The 26656-nt window shown below is 62.0% G+C and carries 22 protein-coding genes; 17 read left to right on the top strand and 5 right to left on the bottom strand.

Annotation, left to right across the window (positions count from 1 at the left end):
* Positions 1-28: 28 nt before the first annotated feature.
* Together AADA15_RS05295 and AADA15_RS05290 are read right to left on the bottom strand one after the other, a co-directional pair.
* The gene (locus AADA15_RS05295; RefSeq protein ID WP_341640497.1) at positions 29-631 is read right to left on the bottom strand and encodes a thioredoxin family protein; all 603 of its coding nucleotides are present in this window, start codon (positions 629-631) and stop codon (positions 29-31) included.
* Between the two features lie 65 nt (positions 632-696).
* Positions 697-1434, bottom strand: coding sequence for a cytochrome c biogenesis CcdA family protein (locus AADA15_RS05290; RefSeq protein ID WP_341640496.1), 738 nt, complete (start codon positions 1432-1434; stop codon positions 697-699).
* A gap of 137 nt (positions 1435-1571) precedes the next feature.
* Here AADA15_RS05290 and AADA15_RS05285 point away from each other — a divergent pair, with 137 nt between their 5' ends.
* The 10 genes from AADA15_RS05285 (at position 1572) to mdoH (ending at position 15498) form a co-directional block, all read left to right on the top strand.
* A complete protein-coding gene (locus AADA15_RS05285; protein WP_341640495.1) occupies positions 1572-1994 on the top strand; it encodes a thioredoxin fold domain-containing protein in 423 nt (140 codons plus the stop codon).
* 81 nt (positions 1995-2075) lie between these two features.
* Positions 2076-2417 carry an ArsR/SmtB family transcription factor gene (locus tag AADA15_RS05280; RefSeq protein WP_341640494.1) on the top strand — a complete coding sequence of 114 codons (342 nt, stop codon included), beginning with the start codon at positions 2076-2078 and terminating at the stop codon, positions 2415-2417.
* A gap of 343 nt (positions 2418-2760) precedes the next feature.
* Positions 2761-3819 (top strand): YeeE/YedE family protein, encoded by a 1059-nt coding sequence (locus AADA15_RS05275; protein ID WP_341640493.1) that lies wholly within the window; start codon positions 2761-2763, stop codon positions 3817-3819.
* Between the two features lie 173 nt (positions 3820-3992).
* Positions 3993-6023, top strand: coding sequence for a PhoX family protein (locus tag AADA15_RS05270; RefSeq protein ID WP_341640492.1), 2031 nt, complete (start codon positions 3993-3995; stop codon positions 6021-6023).
* A 250-nt stretch (positions 6024-6273) separates the two neighbouring features.
* Positions 6274-7890 carry a thiamine pyrophosphate-binding protein gene (locus AADA15_RS05265; RefSeq protein ID WP_341640491.1) on the top strand — a complete coding sequence of 539 codons (1617 nt, stop codon included), beginning with the start codon at positions 6274-6276 and terminating at the stop codon, positions 7888-7890.
* Complete coding sequence (locus AADA15_RS05260) at positions 7877-9076, top strand: CaiB/BaiF CoA transferase family protein (protein WP_437343170.1); 1200 nt, start codon at positions 7877-7879, stop codon at positions 9074-9076. The genes AADA15_RS05265 and AADA15_RS05260 overlap by 14 nt, the downstream gene beginning before the upstream one ends.
* A gap of 257 nt (positions 9077-9333) precedes the next feature.
* Positions 9334-10701, top strand: coding sequence for a tetratricopeptide repeat protein (locus AADA15_RS05255; protein WP_341640489.1), 1368 nt, complete (start codon positions 9334-9336; stop codon positions 10699-10701).
* A gap of 47 nt (positions 10702-10748) precedes the next feature.
* Entirely contained in the window at positions 10749-12044 is a 1296-nt protein-coding gene (locus AADA15_RS05250) for an OpgC family protein (RefSeq protein WP_341640488.1), read from the top strand.
* Positions 12041-13549, top strand: coding sequence for an OpgD/OpgG family glucan biosynthesis protein (locus AADA15_RS05245; RefSeq protein WP_341640487.1), 1509 nt, complete (start codon positions 12041-12043; stop codon positions 13547-13549). The genes AADA15_RS05250 and AADA15_RS05245 overlap by 4 nt, the downstream gene beginning before the upstream one ends.
* Positions 13550-13623: 74 nt before the next feature.
* On the top strand, positions 13624-15498 hold the full coding sequence (gene mdoH / locus AADA15_RS05240) for a glucans biosynthesis glucosyltransferase MdoH (RefSeq protein ID WP_437343172.1): 1875 nt from the start codon (positions 13624-13626) through the stop codon (positions 15496-15498).
* Between the two features lie 150 nt (positions 15499-15648).
* On the opposite strand, the gene AADA15_RS05235 is transcribed toward mdoH, so the two are convergent.
* Both AADA15_RS05235 and AADA15_RS05230 read right to left on the bottom strand, forming a co-directional pair.
* Positions 15649-16500, bottom strand: a complete 852-nt coding sequence (locus AADA15_RS05235) for a CE1 family esterase (protein ID WP_341640486.1) — start codon at positions 16498-16500, stop codon at positions 15649-15651.
* Entirely contained in the window at positions 16500-16991 is a 492-nt protein-coding gene (locus AADA15_RS05230) for a rhodanese-like domain-containing protein (RefSeq protein WP_341640485.1), read from the bottom strand. Before AADA15_RS05230 ends, AADA15_RS05235 begins: the two co-directional genes overlap by 1 nt.
* A 308-nt stretch (positions 16992-17299) precedes the next feature.
* Between AADA15_RS05230 and AADA15_RS05225 the strand changes: the two genes are divergently transcribed.
* From AADA15_RS05225 to selD, 7 genes are read left to right on the top strand one after another with little or no spacing between them, the layout of a single operon-like run.
* A complete protein-coding gene (locus AADA15_RS05225; protein WP_341640484.1) occupies positions 17300-20161 on the top strand; it encodes a monovalent cation/H+ antiporter subunit A in 2862 nt (953 codons plus the stop codon).
* A 2-nt stretch (positions 20162-20163) separates the two neighbouring features.
* Complete coding sequence (locus tag AADA15_RS05220) at positions 20164-20523, top strand: Na+/H+ antiporter subunit C (RefSeq protein ID WP_341640483.1); 360 nt, start codon at positions 20164-20166, stop codon at positions 20521-20523.
* Positions 20520-22067: a monovalent cation/H+ antiporter subunit D gene (locus AADA15_RS05215; protein WP_341640482.1), complete on the top strand. Its 1548-nt coding sequence runs from the start codon at positions 20520-20522 to the stop codon at positions 22065-22067. The genes AADA15_RS05220 and AADA15_RS05215 overlap by 4 nt, the downstream gene beginning before the upstream one ends.
* Positions 22064-22561 carry a Na+/H+ antiporter subunit E gene (locus AADA15_RS05210; protein WP_341640481.1) on the top strand — a complete coding sequence of 166 codons (498 nt, stop codon included), beginning with the start codon at positions 22064-22066 and terminating at the stop codon, positions 22559-22561. The genes AADA15_RS05215 and AADA15_RS05210 overlap by 4 nt, the downstream gene beginning before the upstream one ends.
* Positions 22558-22827: a K+/H+ antiporter subunit F gene (locus tag AADA15_RS05205; RefSeq protein ID WP_341640480.1), complete on the top strand. Its 270-nt coding sequence runs from the start codon at positions 22558-22560 to the stop codon at positions 22825-22827. Before AADA15_RS05210 ends, AADA15_RS05205 begins: the two co-directional genes overlap by 4 nt.
* Positions 22828-22834: 7 nt before the next feature.
* A complete protein-coding gene (locus AADA15_RS05200; protein WP_341640479.1) occupies positions 22835-23218 on the top strand; it encodes a Na+/H+ antiporter subunit G in 384 nt (127 codons plus the stop codon).
* A 46-nt stretch (positions 23219-23264) separates the two neighbouring features.
* Complete coding sequence (gene selD, locus AADA15_RS05195) at positions 23265-25427, top strand: selenide, water dikinase SelD (protein WP_341640478.1); 2163 nt, start codon at positions 23265-23267, stop codon at positions 25425-25427.
* On the opposite strand, the gene mnmH is transcribed toward selD, so the two are convergent.
* Positions 25424-26503 (bottom strand): tRNA 2-selenouridine(34) synthase MnmH, encoded by a 1080-nt coding sequence (gene mnmH, locus AADA15_RS05190; protein WP_341640477.1) that lies wholly within the window; start codon positions 26501-26503, stop codon positions 25424-25426. The two genes, selD and mnmH, sit on opposite strands and share 4 nt — an antisense overlap.
* Between the last annotated feature and the right edge of the window lie 153 nt (positions 26504-26656).

Raw genomic sequence — 26656 nt, 5'->3', positions numbered from 1 at the left:
GTGAATTTTTCTCTTGTTGCGCATTTTATCAGTCTGTTGATCCATTGTTGCGCTCTTGGATTCGGCGCGCGTGGTATCGCTGGAAATCTTCCCCGTTATCAAGCTCATACCGCTTTTCCTTGACCCAGGTAAACATGTCCAGAGTGGTGCCCGGCCCAAAGGCCCCCGGCATGACCGACACGGCGGCCTGAACGGCGGTCTGATCCTCGGCGACCTCTTCGGGAAGGAACAGAATCGTGGGCGTGAACAGGATCCCCCACTTGCGCGCCATGTCGCGTTCCGGAAGGGTCTGGCCGTCAAAATCCGTCACCTCGGTTGAGCCATGCAGATTAAGCTGAACGACAAAATAATTCTCGTCGATGTAATCGCTGACCTCTGGGCGGGGAAAAACCTCTTCGTGCATCTTGGTGCAATAGATGCAGCCGCGCTGCTCAAAGAACAGCACAAGGCGCTTTCCTTCGGCGTTGGCCTCTTCCAGATCCTCCTGCAGGTCCTTGAAGGTGTCGCGCATCCAGGACGTCTTGTGCAGCCCGTCATCGCCCAATTCAACCGCCATGGCCGGCATTGCCAGCAACAGGCCGAATGCGCAGGCCGCAAGAGGCGCCGTCACCACGTCCAACAGTCGTTTCATCGCAATCTCTCTCCCTATTTGGTGCGTTGGCCACTCCGCTTTCCCGAGAGATGGCCTGAGCTCGGTCAGCCGATCGACGTCAAACCCGGCATCCATCGGATCATGACATCGGCAATGTAGGTCACACCGCCCGTGACAATCAGTACAGCGAACAGGATCAGCATAGCACCCATCGCCTTCTCCACCCAAGCAAAAGCAGCGCGATGGCGCGCAACCCAGGCCAGAAACGGCTTGGCAAAAAAGGCCGCCACGATGAAGGGCGCCGTCATGCCGATCCCGTAGACCAGCAAGAGCGCCCCGCCCCGCCAGACCTCTCCCATGCCCGAGGCAATCATTAGGATCGACGCCAGCGCGGGCCCGACGCAGGGCGTCCAGCCAAACCCGAAGGCCAGCCCCATCAGGTAGGCACCGATCACGGTCGATGGCTCGGCCGAGCTTTCCAGCCGCGCCTCGCGATAGAGCAGCGGAATGCGAACAACCCCCAGGAAATGCAGGCCGAACAGAACCAACAGCGCCGCGGCCCCGTAGGCCAGGAGATCCATATACTGGCCAAAGAGCTGGCCAAGTGCCGTCGCGCCCATGCCCATCAACATGAAAACGGTCGTCACACCGGCCGCAAAACAGAAGGCCGAGAGGATCAGCCGACGCTGCGCCCCCGGCGCAATGGCCCCATCATTGCGCAACTCCGCCATGGACAATCCCCCCATATACGAGAGGTAGAAAGGCACCATCGGCAGGATGCAGGGCGTAAAAAAGCTCAAAAGCCCGGCAAACAGAGCACCAAAGTAGGATATTTCGAGCATTTCAGCCTCATTTTTGGTCAATTTGGCGCCTGCAGTGCAGCGCTGCACCTTGTCTCATTCACATATTCAAATTATGTTGTGCTTCACAGTACAATCAGTTTGCTCCCACATCGTCAACGGAATCATTCGGATCTGACATGACGCTTAAGGTCTTTCATAACGGGGTGTTTCAGATCGCTCCGCTGGTGCGCCTGTGGGCCGCCGCCTGTCTTGCCATTGGCCTGCTGGTGGCACCTGCACGTGCCGTGGAGCTGGTGATGGTGGAACAGCACGGATGCGAGTGGTGCGCGCGCTGGAACGAAGAGATCGCGCCGATCTACCCCAAGACGGCAGAAGGCGCATTTGCGCCGCTGCGTCGCGTGGATCTGCGCAACCTGCCATCGGACCTGAACACCACACGTCGCGTCAATTTTACTCCAACCTTCTTGATCGTGAAGGACGGTCATGAGATTGCCCGTCTCGAAGGATACCCGGGAGAAGATTTTTTCTGGCCGCTGCTTGAAGCGATGTTGCGCGATCATGCAGGTTTTTTGCCAGGCATTGAAGGCAATGACAGCTGAACCGAACCTGGCGCTGGGGGCCTGCCGGGGCAACGGAATTTGACAGGCACCGCGACAGGCGCTGCGCACAGGAGAACGAACATGGGGCTGCCGAAGTTTTCGGTCGATATGGCGGACGAAGAACTGGAGAAGATGGTGGACAGTGCCACCACGGCCTCCAACTTTCTCAAGGCAATCAGCCACGAAGGGCGGCTGATGATCCTGTGCCACCTCGTAACCGGCGAAAAATCCGTCACCGAGCTGGAAGAACTCTTGTCTGCCCGTCAGGCAGCAGTTTCCCAACAACTGTCCCGTCTGCGCCTTGAGGGGCTGGTTGTGCCGCGCCGCGAAGGCAAGACCATTTACTACCGACTGGCGGATGATCGCCCACGCCGCATTCTTGAGGTGGTCTACGATCTCTTCTGCAACCAGGAAGAAGGCTGACGGCATCAGGGCCGCCGGATGCAAGGACCACCGCACTGTAAACCGACGGTGACACTGCGCGCATAAAAGCGTCCCGCTGCAGCTTCAGGGGTCCGCTTCGATCTCAAAAGCGTTGCCACGTTTCCAGTCGGCCTCAAACCTCGGCTACCGGTTTTTCCATCCGATCGCCATCCCACAGACCAGACAAACATTCGCAACCTGTTCCACTCGTCCCATTGATGCAGGCGCCATCGCTTGCGCGCAGGTCCGGGCGGTGCGCTGGGTGCGTGTGGAGGGACCACTTGCATAGACACGGTGGTTTCTGCATGACTGGTAGCATGCCAACAACCGGAGGGAGGGCCGGATGTTCGACTTTCTGACAGAGCACCACCTGGCTGCACTTGCTGGTCTTGGCGGCGGTGTCCTGCTGGGACTGGCAGCCCGGCTTGGCCGTTTCTGCACCCTGGGTGCCATCGAAGACATCCTTTACGGCGGCTCTACCCTGCGCATGCGCATGTGGATCCTGGCGATCGGTGTTGCTGTCTTTGGCAGTTTTTCGCTGGTTGCCCTCGGACTTTTCGATGCAAGCGAAAGCTACTACCTCAGCATCAGATGGATGCCCGTCGCTTCGATCCTGGGCGGGTTGATGTTCGGCTACGGCATGGCGCTGAGCGGCAACTGCGGCTACGGTGCCATCGCGCGGCTTGGCGGCGGAGACCTGCGCAGTTTTGTCATTGTGCTTGTCATGGGTGTCTCGACCTATGTTGTCCTCAGCGGCCCGCTCGCGCCTCTGCGCAACTTTTTCTTTGAACAGCAGCTTGTCACCACCGAGGTGCCCCCGGGCCTTGCCCATCATGGTGCGGCCCTCACCGGCCTGCCAGTGCACGGCATCGGCATGGTGATCGGCGTGCTGATCGTGATAGGCGCCCTGGCCGGGCGCGAGCTGCGCGAGGATCGAAAAGCCATCTTCTGGTCCATTGTGGTCGGGCTGGCCATCGTGTCGGGATGGGCTTTCACCACCCAGGTGAACACCGTCGGCTTTGAGGCGCTTCCGGTCGTCTCGCATTCCTTCTCGGCCCCCTTGGGTGAGACAATCCTGTGGACCATGACCGGCAGCCTGCGCCCGCTGTCCTTTGCGGTGGGCTCCATCGCCGGCGTCTGGTGCGGCGCCTTCATAGGCTCGCTGATCAAGGGCCACTTTCGATGGGAGGCCTGCGAAGACCCGCGCGAATTGCGTCGGCAGATCCTGGGCGCCGGGATCATGGGCGCGGGCGCTGTCATTGCCCTTGGCTGCACCGTCGGTCAGGGCCTAAGCGCCTTTTCCCTGCTGGCGATCTCTGCCCCGGTCACCTTTCTGTCGATTTTTGCCGGGGCTGCCTTTGGTCTGCGCCAGCTGATCGAGGGCTTTCGCCCCGCCGAGTAACGGCGGATTGTCGCCGACGATGCTCAGCAAGCCGCGGAACGCCATCGCAACCCAAGGTTGATGGATGTGACAGTTCGGATAAACTTCGACCGGCGTCACGCAGCTGTTACAGACTCGCGCGAAAGAGCGGCGAGCCGACACGGCGTCGGCGCTCGGACACTCAGGAGCAAGCCATGGATCGCAAGCAAATCATCAATGACCCGGAAATCGGCAACAAGGCGGAAGCCTATGAAGCCTTTGACGACATCCCAACCAATCCGCGGCTTGAGCGTACCATCGGCGATGTGATCAACGCCCGCTATGGCCGCCGAGATCTGCTGAAAGGCATGCTGGGTGTCTCCGCCACCACGGCGCTGTTCGGCACCTCCGCACTGATCGCTCCGAACGAAGCTGTCGCAGGGGGCCACAGCAAGGGTCGCTACAACTTTGAAGAGCTGACCTGGGGCAACGACGAAACCCACCACATCGCCGAAGGGTATAACGCCGACGTGCTGCTGCGCTGGGGCGATCCGATCACCGCTGACGCGCCGGAATTCGACGTGATGAACCAGAGCGCCGAAGCCCAGCTGAAGCAGTTCGGCTACAACAACGACTATGTCGGCTTTACCCCGCTCAACGCCGAAGGCACCCGTGGCCTTCTCTGCGTGAACCACGAATACACCAACGAAGAAGTCATGTTCCCCGGCCTTGGCCGCCAGGACAAGGCAGGCTTTGAAGGCATGACCAAAGAACTGGTCGACATCGAAATGGCCGCCCATGGTGGCACCGTTGTCGAGATCGCCAAAGGCGCCGACGGCAAATGGGCCGTGGTGCGCGACGGCAAGATGAACCGCCGCATCACGCCCCTAAATACCGAGATGACCATCGACGGCCCCGCCGCTGGTCACGACCGCATGAAAACCAATGCCGACCCCACCGGCCTGTCGGTTATCGGCACGCTCAACAACTGCGCCGGTGGCATGACCCCCTGGGGCACCTACCTGATGGCCGAAGAGAACTTCCACGGCTATTTCTGGACCGACGCAGTGGACGCCGACGGCAAGCCTGACATCGCGGGCCAGCCCGAAGCCAAGACTATGAAGCGCTACGGCGTGCCCGGTCGCTGGTACGCCTGGGGCAAGTTCTACGACCGTTTCAACATCGACAAGGAACCCAATGAACCCAACCGCTTTGGCTGGGTTGTTGAAGTCGATCCGCGAAACCCGGACGCAAAGCCCGTGAAACATACCGCCCTGGGCCGTTTCCGCCATGAGGGCGCCGAGACCACCGTGTCCTCTTCGGGCAAGCTGGTCGTCTACATGGGCGACGACAACCGGTTCGACTATCAGTACAAATATGTGTCGAACGGATTGGTCTCCGATGATGCCGCCGCCAACAGCGCCCTGCTCAGCGACGGCACCCTCTATGTGGCCCGCTTTGACGAGGACGGGAGCGTGGAATGGATGCCGCTGGTCCATGGCACCGGCCCGCTGACCGCCGAAAACGGCTTTGCCAGCCAGGCAGACGTTCTGATCGACACGCGCCTGGCTGCCGACGCCCTGGGTGCCACCCCGATGGACCGCCCCGAGGACGCGCAGCCGCGCGGCGACGGCACCGCCTACATCATGCTGACCAACAATTCCAAGCGGAAGGACGATCAGGTCAACGCAGCCAACCCCCGCGCCAAGTCGAGCTTCGGCCACATCATCGAGATCAAGGAAGACGGCGGCGATCACGCGGCCGCCCGCGGCACTTGGTCGATCCTGGTGAAATGTGGTGATCCCGAACTGGCCGAAGTGGGCGCCCAGTGGAACCCGGAAACCAGCGCAAACGGCTGGTTCGGCTCGCCGGACAACTGTGCCTTTGATGCCGATGGGCGCCTCTGGGTCTCGACCGACCAGGGATCGGGCTGGGGCAAAACCGGCAAGTCTGACGGCCTTTATGGGGTGGAGACCGAAGGCGATCTGCGCGGCACCTCCAAACTGTTCTTCCGCTGCCCTGTCGGCGGAGAACTCTGCGGCCCCTACTTCACCGACGATGGAGAGACCCTGTTCCTGGCGGTCCAGCATCCCGGCACCGATGGCACCAAGGATCTGAAAGGCTTCGAGCGCGCCTCGACCTTTGAAGACCCGGCCACGCGCTGGCCCGATTTCGACCCCAAGATGCCCCCGCGCCCCTCGGTCGTGGTGGTCACCAAGAAGGGCGGCGGCAAGATCGCGGTCTGATCCCGTCCTATCGACGTAATCCAAAGGTGCGCGCCCCAATTCGGGGCGCGCGCTGGTTTCAGCCCCTGTCGGGGCGATTGGCGCCTGTGGCGCAGCTCACCTGTTAGATTGCCTGTCATTCTGCCAGACACCTCCTGCACCACTTCGAACAACTTCCGCTCACCAATCCATCACACCCGCGTGAAAGTGGTTGCGCGGCGCAACAGCACGCGCATGCTGCGGGCCAAAGCTCTCACGATGGATAGGCCCCATGACAAAAGACCTGCGCGCAGCCGACATTCTTGCCCGGCGACTTTATGAAGCGGGATGCCGCCATGCCTTTGGCATGCCCGGCGGCGAAGTTCTGACGCTGGTGGATGCGCTTGAGACGGCAGGGATCTCCTTTCATCTTGCCAAACACGAAAACGCCGCCGGCTTCATGGGCGAAGGGGTGCATCACTCCGACGGAGCACCAGTGATTCTCGTGGCGACCCTGGGACCCGGTGCGCTCAATGGCGTCAACGTCGTGGCCAATGCCCAACAGGACCGGGTGCCGATGCTGGTCCTTACTGGCTGCGTCGATGCCGCAGAAGAACACACATACACGCATCAGGTGCTGGACCACCGTGCGGTCTTCACCCCCATCACCAAGGCCACCTTCCGCCTGAATGCCGAGGCCGCCGAAGTCATCGCCGACAAGGCAGTCTCCATTGCGACCGCGCCGCGTTGCGGCCCGGTCCATATCGATGTTCCGATTTCGGTTGCCGATAGCCCTGCCAGAGAGCGTAACATCCGCCGCGCGCCCGCTGCAGCCACGGTGCCAGACAATGCAACACTGGCGCAGGCGCACTCCTGGCTCAAGGAGGCAAAGCGCCCCCTCGCTATCATTGGCCTTGACGCCGTGGCCGAGGGCGCAGGCCCCGCCCTGCGCGCCTTTCTCGACGCCAATCAGATCCCCTTTGTCACCACCTACAAGGCCAAAGGGATCCTGCCCGAAGACCATCCCCTGTGCCTCGGCGGTGCGGGGCTGTCGCCGCTCGCGGACAGGCATCTGTTGCCGCTTGTGAAAGAGGCCGACCTGATCCTGTCCCTTGGCTACGATCCGATTGAAATGCGCCCCGGCTGGCGCAACGCCTGGGATGCAAAGACACAGCGTGTGATCGAAATCGCGGCCGAAGCCAACACGCACTACATGCACCAGTCCAGCCTCAGCATCGTGTCGCCGCTGAGCGCAACCCTGACAGCGCTCACGCCCGAGACTGCGCGCCTGTCAAATACATGGACGCACGGCCAGCCAGATAAAGCCCGCGTTGCGCTAGCAACGGCATTCCCGCAGGACGACAGCTGGGGGCCAGCCGGTGTCATTGCAGAATGCCGCGCCAGCCTGCCGCCTGAAACGCTGGCCACCGCCGACAGCGGCGCACATCGGATCCTGCTAAGCCAGATGTGGACATGCCATGAGCCGCGCGGGCTGATCCAGTCATCCGGGCTGTGCACAATGGGCTGCGCCGTGCCCATGGCGATCGGGCGCAAACTGGCGCAGCCCGACAGGCCCGTCGTCAGCTTTTCCGGAGACGCTGGCTTTCTGATGGTGGCCGGCGATCTGGCCACTGCGACCGAGTTGAACGTGGCGCCCATCTTTGTCGTTTTTGCCGATGCGAGCCTTGCGCTGATCGAACTCAAGCAGCGCCAGCGCCAGATGACCAACCGCGGCGTCGACTTTGCCCGGCACGATTTCGCCGCCATGGGCCGCGCCTTTGGCGGCAATGGCGTGACGGTTCGTGACCGAACGGAACTGCGTGCAGCCCTTGCGCAAGCCTTGGCATCGGATCGCTTCACTGTCATCTCTGCGGAAATCGAACCGGGAGGATATGATGGACGCATCTAGCATGTTGCCGCACGGTGCCCTCAAAGGGATCAAGGTCCTGGACCTGTCGCGCATTCTGGCAGGCCCTACCTGCACGCAGCTATTGGGCGATCTGGGCGCAACCGTGATCAAGGTGGAAAACCCAAAGTCGGGCGGTGATGATACCCGCCAGTGGGGCCCGCCCTATGCCATGGACAAAGACGGCAATCCGACGGATCTGTCGGCCTATTACATGGCTGCCAACCGCAATAAGCGTTCGGTCGCCATCGATATCGCCACCCCCGAAGGCCAGGCCGAAATCCGCAGACTGGCGGCGGATGCCGATATTCTGATCGAGAACTTCAAGCCCGGTGGCCTCGCAAAATACGGGCTTGATTATGCCAGCCTCAAGGACGACCTGCCCCGGCTGATCTATTGCTCGATCTCGGGCTATGGGCAGACCGGCCCCAACAGCCACCGCCCCGGCTATGATCTGGTTGCGCAAGGGTTTGGCGGGATCATGTCGCTGACCGGCGATCCAGAGGGTCAGCCGGTGAAGGTCGGGACCGGGATCGCGGATGTGATGTGCGGCATGTACGCCTGCATCGGCATTCTGGCCGCCCTGCACCATCAGGAGAAGACAGGCGAGGGTCAGCAGATCGATCTTGCCCTGGTCGACAGCACCATCGCCTGGCTGATCAACGAGGGCGTCGCCTATCTCAACACCGGCACACTGCCCACGCGGCGCGGCAACGAGCACCCTTCGATCATGCCCTATGGCGTTTACGAGACCTCTGATTCCCATGTCATCCTGGCCATCGGCAATGACGCCCAGTTCCGCAGGGTAATGGAATTTCTCGGCCTCGAAGGTCTGGCCGAGGATCCCCGTTTTGCGACCAACCCATCCCGGCTCAAGCATCGCGATGCGCTGAACGATATCATGATCCCCGCGCTCAAACGCTTCACCATGGATGAAGTGATCGCGGCGATGGAGGCACGCAAGGTCACAGCAGGTCCCGTGCAGACGCTGGACCGTGTCTTTGCCTCGGATCAGGTGGCCGCGCGCGGCATGGCAATCGAGATGGAGGCGAATGGAATCCCCGTCAAACTGCTTGGCAATCCGCTGAATTTTTCGCGCACACCGGTAATCTATCGCCACGCGCCACCTTCATGCGGGGCCGACAGCGCAGAAATTCTCGCCGCGAAGGCCCCGTTTGAGACCGACTAGGCAAGACTTGGCCCGGCGGGTTTTCTCCGAATGTTACAAAAACCGGCAAAGGCCCGCCTTTTTGGCGGGCTTTTTCGTTGAAACAGGCTCTCGGGGCAGGAAATGGCCGACAAAGAGCGGCCTTTTCAGCGGATCTTTCCACGCTTCGCACACGCGCCTTCACCAACGCGCGAGCGCCCATCGCGTGACAATTCTCCCTCCTCTACGCTGAACCACACAGCAAATCCCAGTATCCCAAGCGGCGAGGAAGATCCTACATGGCAAACGATATCTTTGGACAGGAAACGAGCCTGACGGCCCGGTCCTGCGCCGAGCTTTGGAACAAGGTTCAATTGGGGGTCCTGTCGCACAGTGCCGCCACACCGGCACATCTGGGGCAGCTCCTGGATGCCGCCCCTCACTTCGCCCTTGGCCAGGCGGCGAAAGGTCTTTTCCTGATGCTGCTCGGGCGCCGTGAAATGCAAGCCGCCGCGCGGGATGCCCTCACTGCCGCCCTTGGCAACTATGAGGCCGCCCTGCCCCGAGAGCGGCGCTATGTCGATGCGCTGCAGCTTTGGCTGGAAGGACGCCCAAGCCGCGCCGTACAGATGCTGGAGACCGTCCTGCGGGATCACCCCGCCGACAGTCTAGCCATGAAGATGAGCCAGGCGATCCGGTTTGTATTGGGCGACAGCGAAGGCATGCGCCGCTCGATCGAGCGGGTGATGCCCGCTTATGAGCCTGGCCATGTCGGCCGCGGCTATCTGCTTGGATGTCATGCCTTTGCACTGGAAGAAACCGGCGATTATGCCAAGGCGGAAACCACGGGTCGGCAGGCGCTGTGGATGGCGCCGGATGATGCCTGGGGGCTGCACGCCGTGGCCCATGTGCACGACATGACCGGCAACGCCAAAGCCGGGCTGGAGTGGCTTTCCGGACGCGAAGGGGCCTGGAGCCACTGCAACAACTTTCGCTATCACGTCTGGTGGCACAAGGCGCTGATGCATCTGGACCTCGGGCAGACCGATGTCGTGCTGGATCTCTACGACCGTGAAATCCGCAAGGACAAGACCGACGACTATCGCGATATCTCAAACGCAACCTCTCTGTTGATGCGGCTTGAGCTGGACGGGATACCCATCGGTAATCGCTGGGAAGAGCTGTCAGATCTTTGCGCAAACCGCACCGAAGATGGCAGCCTGATCTTTGCTGATCTTCACTACCTCCTGGCCCTGGCCGGACGCGGCCGCAAGGATGAGGCAACGCAGATGGTGCGGCGCATCCACGCCGACGCAGGCCGCGCAGGTCAGAACGAGGCCCGGCAGCGGATGGCGGATCCGGGGTGCGCCGCTGCCAGCGGACTTGAGGCATTTGGCGAGGGAGATTTCGGCCTCGCCTTTGATCACCTGTCGCAGGCACGGACATCGATGCAACTGGCCGGTGGCAGCCATGCCCAGCGCGATGTCTTCGAGCGGATGACCATTGATTCGGGCCTGCGAGCCGGACGCCTGTGCGAGGTCACCGCCATCCTGGACGCGCGCCGCGCCCAAAGAGGCGGCTTCGAGGACAATTACGCCCTTGCCCGACGCGCCATGATCCAAGCCGCTCAGACACCAACTGACATACAAAGCCTTCCGGCCGAGTAGCCGGGAGCCAGTCCTTTCCATTTCCCTCAAAAACCAAGTGATTCCCGATGGCAACCATCTCCAAGTTCCCGGCTCCTCAGGCCCGGGATGTCGCACCGCCGGGCGCCGCAGCCGCCAATACCCGGCAACCGCCCAGCGCCCCCCCAGTGCCGAACGGTGTGCCGGTGCGCCCCCGCGACCCGCGCCTCGATTTCTACCGGGGCATCGCCATGTTCATCATCCTGATTGCCCACATCCCCGACAACCGCTGGACGGGCTGGATTCCGGCCCGCTTCGGGTTTTCAGACGCCACCGAGATTTTCGTGTTCTGCTCCGGTATGGCCTCGGCCATCGCCTTTGGCGGCTCTTATGCGCGCGGCGGCTGGCTCATGGGCACGGCCCGCGTCCTGTTCCGCTGCTGGCAGGTCTTCTGGGCCCATATCGGGCTTTTTGTCTTTGTGGCCATGACCATGGCGGCGTTGGACCTGAGCGGCGCCTTTGACCGAAGCTATACCGCGTCTCTGAACCTCTTGCCGTTTTTCAACGATCCGATGGTGCAACTGGTTGGCCTGTTCACGCTGACCTATGTGCCGAACTACTTTGACATCCTGCCCATGTATCTGGTGGTGCTGGCGCTGATGCCCCTGATGATGGGGCTGGAACGCATCGGCCCCCGGGCGATTGCGGCGGCCTGTGGCCTGATCTGGCTCGCCGCCAATCCCTACATGATAGGCCTTGGCCCCAACGGCATATCGCTGCCTGCCGAGCCCTGGTCGGACCGGGAATGGTTCTTCAACCCCTTTGGCTGGCAGCTTTTGTTCTTTACCGGCTTTGCCTTCATGAAGGGATGGATCCCCGCGCCCCCTGTTTCTGGCCTGTTTGCCACTTGCTGCGCCGCCTTTCTGGTCCTGTCAGCCCCGTTCGGATCGTGGAAAGTCTTTCTGTGGCTTGAGACCTGGAACAGCGATCTAGCCGATGCAATTCGCCCGATGTGGCAAGTGACCCTTGAGTGGCGGGAGAAGACCGATTTCGGCCTCTTGCGCTATGCTCATTTCCTAACGCTGGCCTATCTCGCCTGGATGCTTGCAGGGAGCGAAGGCGCCAGGCTGATCGCCTCGGGGCAATCGTTTGCCGCACGGATCTGGTCCCGCGTTTTGAGCATCATCTCCAAGGTCGGCCAGCAGTCCCTCGCGGTCTTTGTCTTCTCGATGGCGCTGGCCCGGCTGATCGGCTTTGCCCTTGACCAGACGGATCGCGGCATCCTGATCACCGCCGCCGCCAATCTCGCAGGATTTGCCCTGATCATCGCCTGCGCCTACGGCGCGGCCTGGTTCAAATCCCAGCCATGGAGGGTCAAGCGATGATCTCAAGACGAGGTCTTCTCGGCGGCGTCTCCTCGCTTGCATTGGCCAGCCTGGCCAGCCCCCTTTTGGCCACCGACGCATCACGTCCGTTTCACCCTCTGGACGTGATCGCAAAGGCGCGCAGGCTGGCACAGGCTCCTTTTGAGGCACGCGCACAGGTGCCGCAGGACTGGCTCAACCTGACCTATGAAGACTACCAGACGCGCTGGTTCCGCAGTCGCGACGCCCTCTGGAGCAAGACAGACCGCAGCTACAACGTCGATTTCTTCCTGCCCGGTCTCTACTTTCCGCGCGCGGTGCAGATGCATGAGCTGGCAGAAGGACAGGTGCGCCCCATCGCCTTTGACCTATCGCTCTTTGACAAGACAGACAGGGCACCGGACCTCAGCACGGACGGCCCGCTGGGGTATTCGGGCTTTCGCCTGCGTACCGAGTTGAGCGAACCCGGCAAGAAAACGGAATTCTGCGTCTTCCAGGGTGCGAGCTACTTTCGCGCCATCGGGATGGGGCAGACATACGGGTTGTCGGCCCGTGGGCTGGCCCTGAAAACAGCCGATGCGGATGGAGAGGAGTTCCCGGAGTTCACCGAATTCTGGCTGGAGGCCCCGGCGCCGGATCAGCGCAAGATGGTGGTGCACGCACTGATGGACTCTCCGTCGGTCGCGGGCGCTTACCGGTTCACCATCACACCGGGCCTGCCCTGCGTGATCGATGTCGAGGCGACTCTGTTTCCCCGCGTGGATCTGACCCATGCCGGGCTTGCCCCGCTCACCTCGATGTTCCTGTTCGATCGCACCAACCGCAACCGGTTCGACGATTTCCGCCCTGCGGTTCACGACAGCGACGGGCTGCTCATCGCAAACGGCAATGGCGAAACCCTGTGGCGCCCGCTGGCCAACCCGGCCCGGCTGCAGGTGTCGTCCTTTGTGGATGAGAACCCGCGCGGCTTTGGCCTTATGCAGCGCAGCCGCAAGCTGTCTGACTTTGCCGACCTCGAAGCCCATTACGAAAACCGCCCCAGTCTATGGATCGAACCCAAAGGAGACTGGGGCGAAGGGGCGGTGACGCTGGTGGAAATCCCGGCTGACAAGGAGATCTACGACAATATCGTGGCCTACTGGCGCCCAAGGGTGCCTTTCGCTGCCGGATCCGAAGTACGGCTTGAGTATCGCATGACCTGGGGCGAAGGTCCCGACCGTCCCTTGGCGCAGGTGATCGACACTGCCGCAGGCGCCCGCGTCTTTGGGCCACCGGGCCGGATCATGACCGTCGACTTCGCGCCCCACCCGCTTTTGGAGGGTAATCCAGAGGATCTCGAAGTCGTTCTGTCCTCTCCGCATGTGATGCTGAGCCAGGGTGTGCTGCAGCGCAATCCCGCAACGGGCGGCCTGCGTCTGGCTTTCAGCTTTGATCCGGGAAAGCGCGATCATGTGGAACTGCGGGCCGAGCTGCGACGGGGCAGCCAACAGGTATCCGAGGTCTGGCTCTACAGGTGGACGTCATGAGGGATGCCACAGAGCTGGAGCCTCCCGGCGCAGGTGAAATGGCCCATGACTTCGCCGCGCCGGGCCTAGACCTGATGCCAGCCGAACACCCGTTGGAGATGCCAATCCAGGATTTCGCAGCAGCATTCCGGGACCAGCACGCCCCCGGCACCACGCGACAAAAAGACGTCGTGCTATGGCGGCTGATGGCCTTTTCGCCGGCACTGCTCGCGACCCTTGGTCTGGCTTATGTCATGAATGGGTGGTTCGCGGCGGATGGGATCATGGCACTTGAAGCGCTGCTGCTGTTTCTGATCGCCTTCAACTTTTTCTGGATCACCTTCTCCGTCTCGACCGTGCTGCTGGGCCTATGGCGCCTGTTTCGCCAGCGGCAAGCCATACTTCCTGACCGCCATACGCTCCATGAGACCCCGGCGCCTCTCAGGGTGGCGCTCCTGATCCCCGTTCACAACGAAGATCCCGCCGCGGTCGGGGCCAATGCCCGCACCATGCTGGAAGAACTCTACGCCCTGGGTGGAAGGCATCGCTATTGCATGTTCATCCTCTCGGACACCCGCGATGGTGCAATCGCCCGGCAGGAACGTCTGGGTGTGGAGGCGCTGCGCAGCACCCTGCCCCCGGATATCGCGATACATTACAGGCGTCGACACCAGAACACGGGTCGCAAGGCGGGCAACATCGCCGACTGGGTGCGCCGCTGGGGCGGTGGCCATGACGCCATGCTGGTTCTGGACGCAGACAGTCTGATGACCGGCCAAGCGATCGCCGCGCTTGCGGATACGCTCTCTGCGGATCCCCGCGCCGGGCTGATCCAGAGCTATCCGAAACTGATTGGCGCGGGTTCAGTCTTTGGTCGCATGCAGCAGTTTGCCAATGGAGTTTACGGCCTTGCCATGGCCGAGGGGCTGGCCGCCTGGGTCGGAACCGAAGGCAACTACTGGGGACACAATGCCATCATTCGCACCCGCGCCTTTGCCGCCTGCGCCGGATTGCCAAACCTTCCAGGACGGCTAGGGTCTGATACGCTTATCATGAGCCATGATTTCGTCGAAGCGGGGCTCATGCGGCGGGCGGGATGGGGCGTGCGTTTTCTGCCCCGGATCGACGGCTCCTATGAGGAAACACCGCCAACACTGATCGATCACATCCTTCGGGATCGGCGCTGGTGCCAGGGCAACCTGCAGCATGTCAGGCTACTGGGCGCGCGTGGGTTTCCCGCTTTGTCGCGCTTTCACCTCCTGCATGGTGCCGTCGGGTATCTCATGGCCCCCATATGGTTCGCGCTACTGGTGATCTGGGCCCTGATCGGCAAGGGCAGCGAGACCTCGGCGCTTGCATATTTCAATCCGGAAAATCCGCTTTACCCCTCCTGGCCCGACATGTCCGAGCCAAGCCATGTCGCCGTGATCGTGATTATCTACGCGATGCTGCTTGCTCCCAAACTGTTGGCGCTTCTGGCTTTGCCGCTCAGTGGCGCGCGCTTTGCCGACTATGGTGGCACGGGGCATTTCGCCCTCTCGCTTGTGTCAGAAATACTGCTCGCGATCCTCTATGCACCGATCCTGATGGTTCAACAGGTCGTTGCAGTATTGCGGAGCCTCCTGGGTCTGCAAAAGGGGTGGGCGCCTCAGTCGCGCAGCGGTGGAGACTATGGCCTAAGGCAGATTGCCCTGTGCCATGCGCTTGAGAGCCTTTGCGGCCTGACACTTGCAACTGGAATGCTTGCAGGCATCGTGTCGCTCTGGCTCCTTCCGATCGCACTGTCACTTTGCCTTGCGGTTCCGCTCTCGGCGATCTCCGGATGGCGCCCCCCTGCCCGGATCCGCAATTGGATGGGATCGAAAGAAACCTTTGCGCAACCCCGTGTCCTGCAGGCGGCCCTCACCTATCGCAAGGATATGGCAGATCTTTTGGCAGGCCATCGTCACGACCGCTCTGCGGCGGAATAGGCCACATCCGGCATCAGGCAAATGGTCGCAAACCCCTCTGTGCAGGGCACCAAAGGTGCCCTGCCACGCCCAACGCGCAGCGATGCATCTGCGATGCATCAAAGCGGAGCGGGAGGTCCACCCCGCCTCAAAAGCGGGAAGCCGGATCCGTCAGTCGCCCCTTGCCTCGAACCAATCCAGAACACGATGTGGCCACTCCCCCGGCACGACATGACCATTTGGCACCAAAGAGAATACGAGGTCCGCGCGGCTGTTGCAGGACCAGAGTCTCCAGGACCACTGACCCCTCGCGCCCTGATTGGCTGGCGCATCCGAAGGACACCTGTTCACACGGCGCCACAGCGCCAAACCGGCAAATACATCGCCTTGCCGAAAGGCACCGCCAGCCAAGAACCGTCCCTCCAGTGGCACGACGGTATCGGCCCATCCATGGGTGTGGAACAGGCGCACGGGTCCCGCGCAGTCGGCGGGAAGCGGATCCCAGAAACCGCCTGCCACCGGTGCATAGGCGGCAAAATCCCCGGGGTGCGCGCAAGCGAGGTAATTGACCATGAAGGCCCCCGCAGAAAACCCCGCCAGAAGAACACGCTGCGGATCCACGCCCGCGCGGTATTGCGCATCTGCGACGACTTCTCTCAAGAAGAGCGCCTCATCCCGCCCCTCGCGCCCCGGCAGGAAATTCCACGACCGTTTGCCTTGCCATCGGGGCAAGGCTGTTGGGGCAATCACCGCATATCCCCGCAACAGCAGCCCATCCACCAGCGACCGGTTGCGCATCACGGCCGCCCCCGCGCTGCCATGGCCATGCAGGAAGACCACCGCCGGAAGCGCGGTGGCTCCGCCCGAGTGATCAGCGTGTGCAGGTAGGGCGAGTTCGTAGTCACCGCTGGAAACCCTGCAAGGCGCCGGGACCGATCCGCAGCCCGCAGCCGCAGGTTCCGATGCCCCGAACCAAGCCGCAGCCCCCAACAGCCCGGCAAGCAAAGAGCGGCGCAGCGGCATTATCCCTGCCAGCGGGCAACCGGCAGGTTGCCGGCGATCCATCCCGGCCCCGCGTGCGAGCCCAGCATTCCCTCGGGGACGTCGAGAACCTGGGAAAACCCGGCTTCTGACAGCGCATGCACCATGCGCGCCGAGCGCACGCCGCGCGCGCAGATCAGAGCGATCGGAGCAGCGCGGTTCCCATTCACGGCCTGCGCAAGCGCTTCGGCAAAATCCTTGCGCCGCATATCCAGCTGAACGCTTCCCACCGGCACACCTGTGCTGCGCCACTCGCGTGGGGTGCGGATATCCACCAGAGTGATCTCATTCGCCGCGGCGCGCGCAAAAGCATCCGATACCGTGAGGCGTGGCCTGTCATGGTCCGGCGCAGGGCGCAGGTGCCAGGCGAGCCCGCCCAAAGCAAGACCTCCGACTGCCACCCCGGCCAGTTTCATCAGCCCGCGCCGCGAGACCTCCGCAGGCTGCCTGTCGCGGTTCTGCACTTGCGTCATCTGTCGCCCTTTCATCCCATCAATGCCCGTCTCTTGCTCGCCCTTTTGGCACAGGCCCCAGGCCGCAGACGCGGCTCGGGCCTGCCCCGAAACCACCAGGTGCGTGACAGTTCTGCATGGGACAGAAATTTTGACCATTCAAAATCTTGTCAACGCGGCGTTGCGGCCCCAATTAGAGCCGCAATGTCCAACAATTCCAGTTTCAAAGGCCTGATCGTCGCCAGAACGAGCCTGCGGGGCTGGCACAGAAGCGAAAAATTGCTTAGGCAAAGTCAAAATTCGCCTAGCCCAACCCGGGAGAACTGCACGTGTCCCTGTTTTTGATTGCGGCCCTGCCCTTTCTTGGCGCCGTTTTTCCAGCCCTGCTGATCCGCGCCGGACGAAATGCCTCGGCATCGGCCGCCGGGCTGACCACCTTTCTTGCCTTCGTTGGCCTGTTGCTGCATGCACCGGCTGTCTTTTCCGGAGAGGTCATCACGGCCCGTTTCGACTGGTTGCCGGGACTGGGACTCAATGCGAACTTCTTTCTGGACGGGCTTGGGTTTCTCTTTGCCACGCTGATCCTGGGCATCGGCCTCCTGATCATCCTCTACGCGCGGTTCTACCTCTCGCGAGAGGATCCGATGGGGCAATTCTATACATATCTGCTGCTGTTTCAGGGCGCGATGGTCGGAATTGTTCTGTCGGACAACATCCTGCTGTTACTGATCTTCTGGGAGCTGACGTCGCTCTCGTCCTTCCTGCTCATCGGCTACTGGAAACACTTGCCCGAAGGGCGTCAGGGCGCGCGCATGGCCCTGACCGTCACCGGGTCGGGCGGGCTTGCCATGATCGGGGGCATGCTGATCCTCGGCAATATCGCAGGATCCTATGACCTGAGCGTGATCCTGCAGAACAAGGAGGCGATCCAGGCGTCGCCGCTCTACCTGCCTGCACTGATCCTGATCCTTCTGGGCTGTTTCACCAAATCGGCGCAGTTCCCCTTCCATTTCTGGCTGCCGCACGCCATGGCCGCGCCGACGCCCGTTTCGGCCTATCTGCACTCGGCCACAATGGTGAAGGCGGGTCTTTTCCTGATGGCGCGGATGTGGCCGGTTCTGGCGGGCACGCCCGAGTGGTTCTACATCGTGGCGACAACCGGCCTTGTGACCATGACCCTTGGCGCGGTGATAGCCCTGTTCAAGGATGATCTGAAGGGGCTGCTGGCGTTTTCCACCGTCAGCCACCTGGGCCTCATCACCATGCTCCTGGGCTTTGGCACCAAGCTCGCAGCGGTGATCGCGGTCTTCCACATCATCAACCACGCCACATTCAAGGCCGCTCTCTTCATGTCGGCCGGCATCGTCGATCACGAGGCGCACACGCGCGACATCAAGCGCCTTGGCGGTCTGCGCCATCTGATGCCCGTGACCTTTACAATCGCGCTGGTCGCGGCCCTGTCCATGGCCGGTATTCCGCCCTTCAACGGTTTCTTGTCGAAGGAAATGATGCTGGATGCCACCGCTGTTACGACCTGGGCTGGCTCGCCCTATATCGTGCCCGGTCTGGCGCTGGTCGCAGCCCTGTTTTCTGCCGCCTATTCCTTCCGCTTCATCGTGCATGTCTTCTTTGGCCCCAAGCGCGACGACTACCCCGCGCATCCTCATGATCCGGGGGCGGGCATGTGGCTGGCACCTGCATTCCTGATCACGCTAGTGGTGCTGATCGGACTCTTCTCAGCCAAGATCGTCGGCCCTCTGGTCGCTGTGGCTGCAGGTGCGGTCATCGGCGGCGAAGAGCTGCCCTATTATTCGCTGAAACTCTGGCACGGCTTCACACCCGCGCTTTACATGTCGGTGGTGGCTGTGGCGGGCGGTGCCCTGCTTCTGGCGGCCCATGGCCCCGTCATGCGCGCCTGGAACGCCGCCCCGCGCCCCGAAGCAAAAGTGATCTTCGATGCGCTGATGGATGGGCTTGCGCGCCTGTCAAAGGGGATCACCGACGGGCTGCACAATGGCGCGATCACCCGCTATGGCGCAATCATGGTCGCCTTTACCGTGGCCCTGGGATGGTATGCCTACAGCACCGGCAACACTGGCCCTGCCACCCGCGCAGTGCAGGCCATTGAGCCGATCCCGGCCCTTGGCTGGCTGAGCCTTGTACTGGCGACGGTTATGATCGTGCTGCGTCATCACAACCGCCTTTTGGCACTGATCCTGATCGGTGTTGTGGGGCTCGTGGTCTCCATGTCGTTCAACTACCTCTCCGCGCCAGACCTTGCCCTGACCCAGCTGTCGGTCGAGGTTGTGACGATCGTACTGATGCTGCTGGCGCTGAACTTCATGCCCAAGGAGACACCGATAGAGACCCCGACCCTGACCCGCCTGCGCGATGGCGCGATTGCGGTGGTGGCAGGGCTTGGCTCTGGCGGGCTGATCTATGCGCTGATGACACGCGATTTCGCGGCGCCGACGATTTCCGAGTTCCATCTGGCCAACTCCTACAAAGGGGGCGGCGGCACCAATGTGGTGAACGTGATCCTGGTGGACTTCCGCGGCTTTGACACCTTTGGCGAGATCATCGTTCTGGGCATTGCAGCGCTCGTCATCTACGCCCTGACCGAAGCGGTTCTGGGCACCCGCGTGCGCGCCTACCTTCTCAACCGCAAACCGGATCTGCCGCAGGCGGGCGATGCCCACCCGATGATGATGGTGGTCGCAACCCGCGTGATGATGCCGCTGGCGCTGATGGTGGCGGCCTATATCTTCTTCCGTGGACATAACCTGCCCGGAGGCGGCTTCATTGCCGGGCTGATCGCGGCCATCGCCGTAATCATGCAATACATGGCCTCCGGCTTTGCCTGGACATCCGAACGGCAGCGGTTCCTCTATCACGGGATCATCGGATCCGGCGTGCTGATTGCAGCCGCCACAGGGATCGGTGCCTGGTTCAACGACATGCCCTTCCTGACCTCCGCTTTTGGCTACATCCACTGGCCGCCCCTGCAGGAGTTCGAATGGGCCACCGCAGCCCTATTCGATCTGGGCGTCTTCCTCGCCGTTGTCGGGGCGGTGCTGCTGGCGCTGGAGAGCCTGTCGCGCTTTGCCTGGCAGCCGGGGGTCTCTTCGGAATACGCCATGGACATCAACCCGGCCCGTGATGACGAGCCCAAGAAAGAAAACGAGGTCTGAGCATGGAATTTCTGGTTGCTTCGGCTGTTGGCCTGCTGACGGCTGCCGGGGTCTATCTGATCCTGCGCAAGCGCACCTTCCCGGTGATCCTGGGCCTGTCGCTGGTCTCTTATGCGGTGAACGTCTTTCTGTTCGCCACTGGTCGCCTGATGGTCAACGCCCCGCCCATCCTCAACAAGTACGAGGAGATCGCCTATACCGATCCGCTGCCCCAGGCGCTGGTGCTGACGGCAATCGTGATCTCCTTCGGGATGACCGCCGTTGTGGTGATGATCGCCCTTGGCGCCTTTTTGTCGGCGCGCGATGACCGGATCGACATGCTGGAAGACGGCGATGCCGCCAAGACGGGAGAGGACGCATGAACCACCTTCTGATTGCGCCGATCCTGCTGCCGGCGCTCGTTGCCCCCTTCATCATCATGGTGGTGCGGTACCACCTGGACCTGCAGCGCATCTTCTCGATTGCGAGCACGGTGGCCATTGCCGTGATCACGCTGGTGCTGGCGTCGCAGGCCGCTGACGGCACCGTTCAGGTCTACGAGCTGGGCGACTGGCCCGCGCCCTTTGGTATCGTTCTGGTGCTGGATCGTCTGTCAGCGATGATGATCGTGCTGACGGCGGTATTGGCTCTTGCCGTGCTGCTCTATGCCATCGGCACCGGCTGGGATGCGCGCGGCGCCAACTTCCATGCGCTGTTCCAGTTCCAGTTGATGGGCATTATCGGCGCCTTCATGACCGGCGATGCCTTCAACCTCTTCGTCTTCTTTGAAGTGCTGCTGATCGCCTCTTACGGGTTGATGATCCACGCAGGCGGCGCAACCCGGTTCCGGGCGGGCGTGCAGTACGTGGTCTATAACCTCCTGGGCTCGACCCTGTTCCTGTTTGCGCTGGGTACGCTTTATGCAGTGACCGGTACGCTCAACATGGCCGACCTTGCCGTGCGCGTGGCCGAGCTTCCGGCCGAGGATACCGCATTGCTGCGCGTCGGCGCCGTGCTGCTCCTTCTGGTCTTTGCGATCAAGGCTGCCGTTCTGCCTCTGCATTTCTGGCTGCCCGCCTCTTATGCCAATGCGCCGCTGCCGGTTGCCGCCCTCTTCGCCATCATGACCAAGGTGGGCGCCTATGCAATCCTGCGCATGTACACGCTGGTCTTTGGCCCCGATGTCGAGATCACTGCGGGCCTCGCCGGGGACTGGCTGCTGCCTGCTGCCCTGATCACCCTCGCCGTCGGCGCCATCGGTGTTCTCGGCGCGCGTGAGATCGGGCGGCTGGTGGCCTTTGGAGCAATAACCTCGATGGGCACGCTTCTGACGGCCGTCGCGCTTTTCACGCCCGAGGCCGTGGCCGCCGCGCTTTACTACACGGTCCATTCCACACTGGCGGCCGCCCTCCTGTTCCTCATCGCCGATATGGTGATGGAGCGTCAGGGCGGCGAGATCGCCGCCAAACCGGTCATGGCCCAAAGCGGCCTGATCGCGGCGCTGTTCTTTGCTGGGGCCATCGCCCTAGCAGGCATGCCGCCCCTGTCGGGTTTCCTGGGCAAGCTGCTGGTCATGGACGCGGCGCGCAGTCATGAGCTGGTGTGGTGGATCTGGGGCGTGATCCTCGTTTCCTCCCTGATCACGATCATCGGCCTTGCCCGTGCGGGCAGCCTGGTCTTCTGGAAAAGCCACGGACTTGAGCCACAGGTCGAAACCGAAAGCGAAGAAGCCCTGGAGCCACCGGTCCAGGAAGAGAGTCCGTCAAACTCGGCGCTGCCCTTCGTAGCCTGTTTCGGGCTGCTCGCAGGCCTGATCCTGCTAACGATCCTTGCAGGCCCCATGATGGACTATGCCGAAGCCACTGCAACGCAGCTCTTTGCGCCGCAGGACTATCTTGAAACCGTGTTGGAAAGGGCGGGTAAATGAAACTGATGCGCCGAGTTCTTCCTCATCCCGTTCTGACCCTATTGCTGACGCTGACCTGGGTTCTGACCGTCAACAGCTTCACGCTGAACTCTCTGGTCTTCGGTTTTCTCCTGGGGTTGCTGATCCCCTTCCTGACCCAGCCGTTCTGGCCGCAGCAACTGCGCATGAAGCACCCGGTCAAGATCGCTGCATACATTCTGCTGGTCATGTGGGACATCGTGGTTGCAAACGTGACGGTTGCGCGCATCGTGCTGTTCAAACCCAATGCCAAACGCCAACCGGCCTGGGTGACCATCCCCCTGGATCTGCGCACCCCGGAGGCGATCACCGTTCTCGCGGGAACCATCACGATGACGCCCGGCACGGTTTCGGCAGATCTTTCGGCCGAAGGCCATGCGCTGCTGGTCCATTGCCTCGACTGCGATGACGTGGATGCCGTCCGGGACGAGATCAAACAGCGCTACGAGCGCCGCCTGATGGAGATTTTCGAATGATTGAAATTGCGGCCCTATTTGCATTCGTCTGCTTTGCATTGGCGCTTTTGATGAATCTCTGGAAGGTCATGTTCGGCACCACCATGGCCGACCGGATCCTGGCGCTTGATACCATGTTCATCAACGCCATCGCGCTGATGGTTCTTTATGGTCTGGCGCTTGGAACCGAGATCTTCTTCGAGGCGGCCATGCTGATCGCCATGCTGGGTTTTGTCTCAACAGTGGCCTATGCGCGCTTCATCCTGCGCGGCAACATCATCGAGTGAGGCATCCATGGAACTCTTTATCGACCTCTTGATCACAGCTTTTCTGGTGATGGCCGGCATCTTCGGCTTTGTCGGCTCTTTCGGTCTACTCAAACTCAACGATCCGATGTCGCGGCTGCATGCCCCGACCAAGGCGACAACTCTTGGCGTGGGCGGGGTGCTGCTGGCCTCTATCGTGCACGCCATCGCCTTTGAAGGGCGCCTGTCGCTGCACGAACTGATGATCACGCTGTTCCTGTTCCTGACGGCTCCGGTGACGGCCCATTTCATCGCCAAGGTCCACATTCACCGGCGTGAGGAAACCGGCACGCTGCCAGAGGCGGGGCAGGACGGGATCTGGGCAACGCACAATATCCCCGAAGAGGACAAACAGGCCGAGACCGCCAACTGAACCCGCGCCTTTTAGCACGGCAACTTTACGCAGAAAGAGCAGTGACATGGACAGCCTCCGCCTTCCCCAGACCAAGGATGTGGTTCTGATCGGAGGCGGCCATGCCCATGCGCTTGTTCTCCTCAAATGGGCGATGCGCCCCCTGCCCGGTGCGCGTCTTACACTGATCAACCCCGGTCCCACTGCCCCCTATTCGGGCATGCTGCCGGGGTATGTGGCAGGCCATTACCAACGCAGCGATCTCGATATCGATCTGGTGCGGCTGGCGCGTCATGCCGGTGCCCGGCTCATCCTGGGCGCCGCAGAGGGGCTGGATCCAGAGACCCGGACCGTGCGCGTGGCGGGCCGCCCGGACATCCGCTTTGACGTGGCCTCGGTCGATGTGGGCATCACATCCGAGATGCCAAACCTGCCCGGATTTGCAGAGCACGGCGTTCCCGCCAAGCCACTGGGAACCTTTGCGCAGAAATGGGCCGTGTTCCGCGAAAGCGACGGCCCTGCGCGAATCTCGGTGATTGGTGGCGGCGTTGCCGGCGCCGAGCTTGTACTGGCCATGGCCCACGCTCTGCGCAGTCGGGACCGATTGCAGCAGGCGACCTTGATAGACAGCGGACCGGTGCTCGGCACCGCGAGCGCTGGTGTGCGGGACAAGATGCGGCGCGCCTTTGCGGAGATGGGCGTTACACTGATCGAAAACGCATCGATTGCCAGCCTCCATGCGGATCATGTGACACTGGAAGGCGGGCGCGAGGTGCTGTCTGACTTCACCGTGGGGGCAGCTGGCGCGCGCCCGCATGAGTGGCTATCGGGCAGCGGCCTGGATCTGCACGAGGGGTTTCTGACCGTCTCTGACACCTTGCAAACCTCGGATCCCGCGATCTTTGCCACGGGCGACTGCGCGCATCTGGGCTACGCCCCGCGCCCCAAGGCAGGTGTCTACGCGGTGCGGCAGGCGCCGATCCTCTTGCACAATCTGCGCGCCGCCATCACCGGAGATGTCACGCGCCGCTACAAGCCCCAAAAAGACTATCTGAAACTCATCTCCATGGGCGCCAAAGACGCCCTGGGCGAACGATTTGGAATGCTGTTTGCAGGAAAAATGGTCTGGCGCTGGAAGGATCGGATCGACCAGAATTTCATGGAGCAGTTCCGCGCCCTGCCCGAGATGGACTCTCCGGATCTGCCTGCAGAGCACACAGAGGATCTGCCCGAGGTTCTGGGAGACAAACCCATGTGCGGCGGCTGCGGCGCCAAGGCCGGGCGCGGTGCGTTGCGCGCCGCATTGGGACATGCACCAGTCGGCACGCGCGATGATGTCACTGCACTGCCGGGTGACGATGCGGCGCTGTTGACCATGGGAGCCACACGGCAGGTGATCAGCACCGACCACTTACGCGCCTTTACCCTCGACCCTTATGTGATGGCGCGCATCGCCGCGATCCACGCGCTGGGAGATGTCTGGGCCATGGGCGCCGCCCCTCAGGCCGCCACCGCGAACCTGATCCTGCCGCGCCTGTCGCCTGCGCTGCAGCAGCGCACCCTGACCGAAATCATGAGCGCGGCCCGCAGCGTGATGGCTGAGGCCGGTGCCGATATCGTCGGCGGGCATACATCCTTGGGCGAAGAACTGACCGTGGGATTCACCGTGACCGGCCTGTGCGAGCGCGATCCGGTGACGCTGGCCGGTGCGCGGCCCGGCGACGCGCTGGTTCTGACAAAGCCGATCGGATCCGGTGTGATCATGGCCGCCGAAATGGCCGCAAAGGCAGAGGGCGCATGGGTTGCCGCCGCACTGGACCAGATGCAACGCTCGCAGGCGCTGCCATCTGAGGTGTTGGCGTCCGATGCTCATGCGATGACCGATGTCACGGGCTTTGGTCTGGCCGGGCACCTCCTGGGCATCTGCGAAGCCTCAAACGTCGGCGCCGAGGTTGAGTTTGCAACCGTGCCCCTGATGGACGGTGCAGCGGTACTGGCTGAAAGCGGTGTGCGCTCATCGCTGTTCCCCGAGAACGCATCTCTTTTGCCCGAATGGAAGACGACCGGCGCACAGGAGCTGCTGTTTGATCCGCAAACCGCAGGTGGCCTGCTTGCCGCCCTGCCCCGAAAGAAGGCGGAGGCCGCAGTGAAAACCCTGCAAGAAGCAGGCCACAGGGCAGCTATAATCGGGCATATCACCAAGGGCGCAGGACAGATCGTGCTCCGCTAAAGGGGACTTTGCTCCTGGAGATGACCGATCTGTTCAAGATGTTGACAGATCTGGGTTGCCGCCGCTTTTAGTGCATCGGTCTCCAGCCGGTCCAGCGTGACAGAGGCCATCACCTGTGCACCGATCTGACGCCGAGAGGTCTGATAGGCCGGATCATAGTGCTCGACCATCAGGGCCTCGGCCAGCCCCGCCATGTCGCCCGCGCCGATCCTGTCCAGCCAGCCGTCCACAACCGCGTTCGAGCGGTGCACGCGCAGGCGGTTCAGCGTCTCTGCCAGCGCGTCGGGCGGTGGCAGGTTGTCCCCGTAAGTGCGCAGAAGGTATTGGCAACGCGCCCCGAGCGGAGCGTCGACCTCGATCCGACGCGCCTCTTTCATCAGGCTCCAAAGGCTGGGCGGTAAGATCCTTGCGCCAATCTTGCTGGATTCCGCTTCCACCAGAACCGGACGTGTCGGATCGAGCCTCACAAGGGCCCCGGCAAGCCGGGATTCGAACGCTTTTTGACTGGGCTGATCACCGGGCATGTCCCCGAGCAAAGAACCGCGATGGTTGGCCAGCCCCTCAAGATCCAGCACCTGACCGCCCGCGTCCGCCACATGCTGCAACAGGGATGTTTTTGCCGTTCCGGTATAGCCATCCAGAAGAACCAGGCGATAAGGCAGTTCGGTCTCATACAACATCGCGTGAACAAGGCGGCGGTAGGACTGATAGCCGCCCTTGATGACTTCGGCCCGCCAGCCGATTTGTTGCAGAAGATAGGTGAAACTGCCAGAACGCTGCCCGCCCCGCCAGCAGTAAACCAGCGGACGCCAGCCCCCTTCCTGTCGGCTGAGCGTCCGCTCGATATGATCGGCGGCGTTGCGAAACACCATGGCAGCGCCAATCTTGCGAGCAAGAAAGGGGCTTTGCTGCACATATATCGTGCCCACCTTTGCACGCTCCTCGTTGCTGAGGACCGGCAGGTTTATGGCACCGGGAACGTGATCTTCGGCAAATTCAGCAGGGCTGCGAACATCGATCACCGCATCGTGACCATGATCGAACATCTCTTGGAGGGAAGAAAAAACAAGCGCCATCCGGCAGACTTAGCCCGACAGCCCTGGCAGGAAAAGACGTAAATGCGCAAATCACCGCTGGTCGGCGCCCACGGGCAATATGGCTATTTACCGAATTTTCTGATTGATTTACCGGGATAAGAAACAAAACCCCACCCGGACTGCGGACCCACC

Source organism: Phycobacter sedimenti (assembly GCF_038148855.1).
GTDB lineage: Bacteria > Pseudomonadota > Alphaproteobacteria > Rhodobacterales > Rhodobacteraceae > Phycobacter > Phycobacter sedimenti.
Note: the sequence above shows the minus strand (reverse complement) of the source record. Positions and strands in the feature narration are given on the sequence as shown.

What these genes read in the sequence shown, in the direction of transcription:
- mdoH (WP_437343172.1), top strand. Translation starts at nt 13,624, where the DNA reads ATGCCAGCCGAACACCCGTTGGAGATGCCAATCCAGGATTTCGCAGCA.
- AADA15_RS05235 (WP_341640486.1), bottom strand. Translation starts at nt 16,500, where the DNA reads ATGCCGCTGCGCCGCTCTTTGCTTGCCGGGCTGTTGGGGGCTGCGGCT.
- AADA15_RS05295 (WP_341640497.1), bottom strand. Translation starts at nt 631, where the DNA reads ATGAAACGACTGTTGGACGTGGTGACGGCGCCTCTTGCGGCCTGCGCA.
- AADA15_RS05260 (WP_437343170.1), top strand. Translation starts at nt 7,877, where the DNA reads ATGGACGCATCTAGCATGTTGCCGCACGGTGCCCTCAAAGGGATCAAG.
- AADA15_RS05200 (WP_341640479.1), top strand. Translation starts at nt 22,835, where the DNA reads ATGGAACTCTTTATCGACCTCTTGATCACAGCTTTTCTGGTGATGGCC.
- AADA15_RS05285 (WP_341640495.1), top strand. Translation starts at nt 1,572, where the DNA reads ATGACGCTTAAGGTCTTTCATAACGGGGTGTTTCAGATCGCTCCGCTG.
- AADA15_RS05220 (WP_341640483.1), top strand. Translation starts at nt 20,164, where the DNA reads ATGGAATTTCTGGTTGCTTCGGCTGTTGGCCTGCTGACGGCTGCCGGG.
- AADA15_RS05215 (WP_341640482.1), top strand. Translation starts at nt 20,520, where the DNA reads ATGAACCACCTTCTGATTGCGCCGATCCTGCTGCCGGCGCTCGTTGCC.
- mnmH (WP_341640477.1), bottom strand. Translation starts at nt 26,503, where the DNA reads ATGGCGCTTGTTTTTTCTTCCCTCCAAGAGATGTTCGATCATGGTCAC.
- AADA15_RS05265 (WP_341640491.1), top strand. Translation starts at nt 6,274, where the DNA reads ATGACAAAAGACCTGCGCGCAGCCGACATTCTTGCCCGGCGACTTTAT.
- AADA15_RS05280 (WP_341640494.1), top strand. Translation starts at nt 2,076, where the DNA reads ATGGGGCTGCCGAAGTTTTCGGTCGATATGGCGGACGAAGAACTGGAG.
- AADA15_RS05275 (WP_341640493.1), top strand. Translation starts at nt 2,761, where the DNA reads ATGTTCGACTTTCTGACAGAGCACCACCTGGCTGCACTTGCTGGTCTT.
- AADA15_RS05210 (WP_341640481.1), top strand. Translation starts at nt 22,064, where the DNA reads ATGAAACTGATGCGCCGAGTTCTTCCTCATCCCGTTCTGACCCTATTG.
- AADA15_RS05205 (WP_341640480.1), top strand. Translation starts at nt 22,558, where the DNA reads ATGATTGAAATTGCGGCCCTATTTGCATTCGTCTGCTTTGCATTGGCG.
- selD (WP_341640478.1), top strand. Translation starts at nt 23,265, where the DNA reads ATGGACAGCCTCCGCCTTCCCCAGACCAAGGATGTGGTTCTGATCGGA.
- AADA15_RS05250 (WP_341640488.1), top strand. Translation starts at nt 10,749, where the DNA reads ATGGCAACCATCTCCAAGTTCCCGGCTCCTCAGGCCCGGGATGTCGCA.
- AADA15_RS05245 (WP_341640487.1), top strand. Translation starts at nt 12,041, where the DNA reads ATGATCTCAAGACGAGGTCTTCTCGGCGGCGTCTCCTCGCTTGCATTG.
- AADA15_RS05270 (WP_341640492.1), top strand. Translation starts at nt 3,993, where the DNA reads ATGGATCGCAAGCAAATCATCAATGACCCGGAAATCGGCAACAAGGCG.
- AADA15_RS05290 (WP_341640496.1), bottom strand. Translation starts at nt 1,434, where the DNA reads ATGCTCGAAATATCCTACTTTGGTGCTCTGTTTGCCGGGCTTTTGAGC.
- AADA15_RS05230 (WP_341640485.1), bottom strand. Translation starts at nt 16,991, where the DNA reads ATGACGCAAGTGCAGAACCGCGACAGGCAGCCTGCGGAGGTCTCGCGG.
- AADA15_RS05255 (WP_341640489.1), top strand. Translation starts at nt 9,334, where the DNA reads ATGGCAAACGATATCTTTGGACAGGAAACGAGCCTGACGGCCCGGTCC.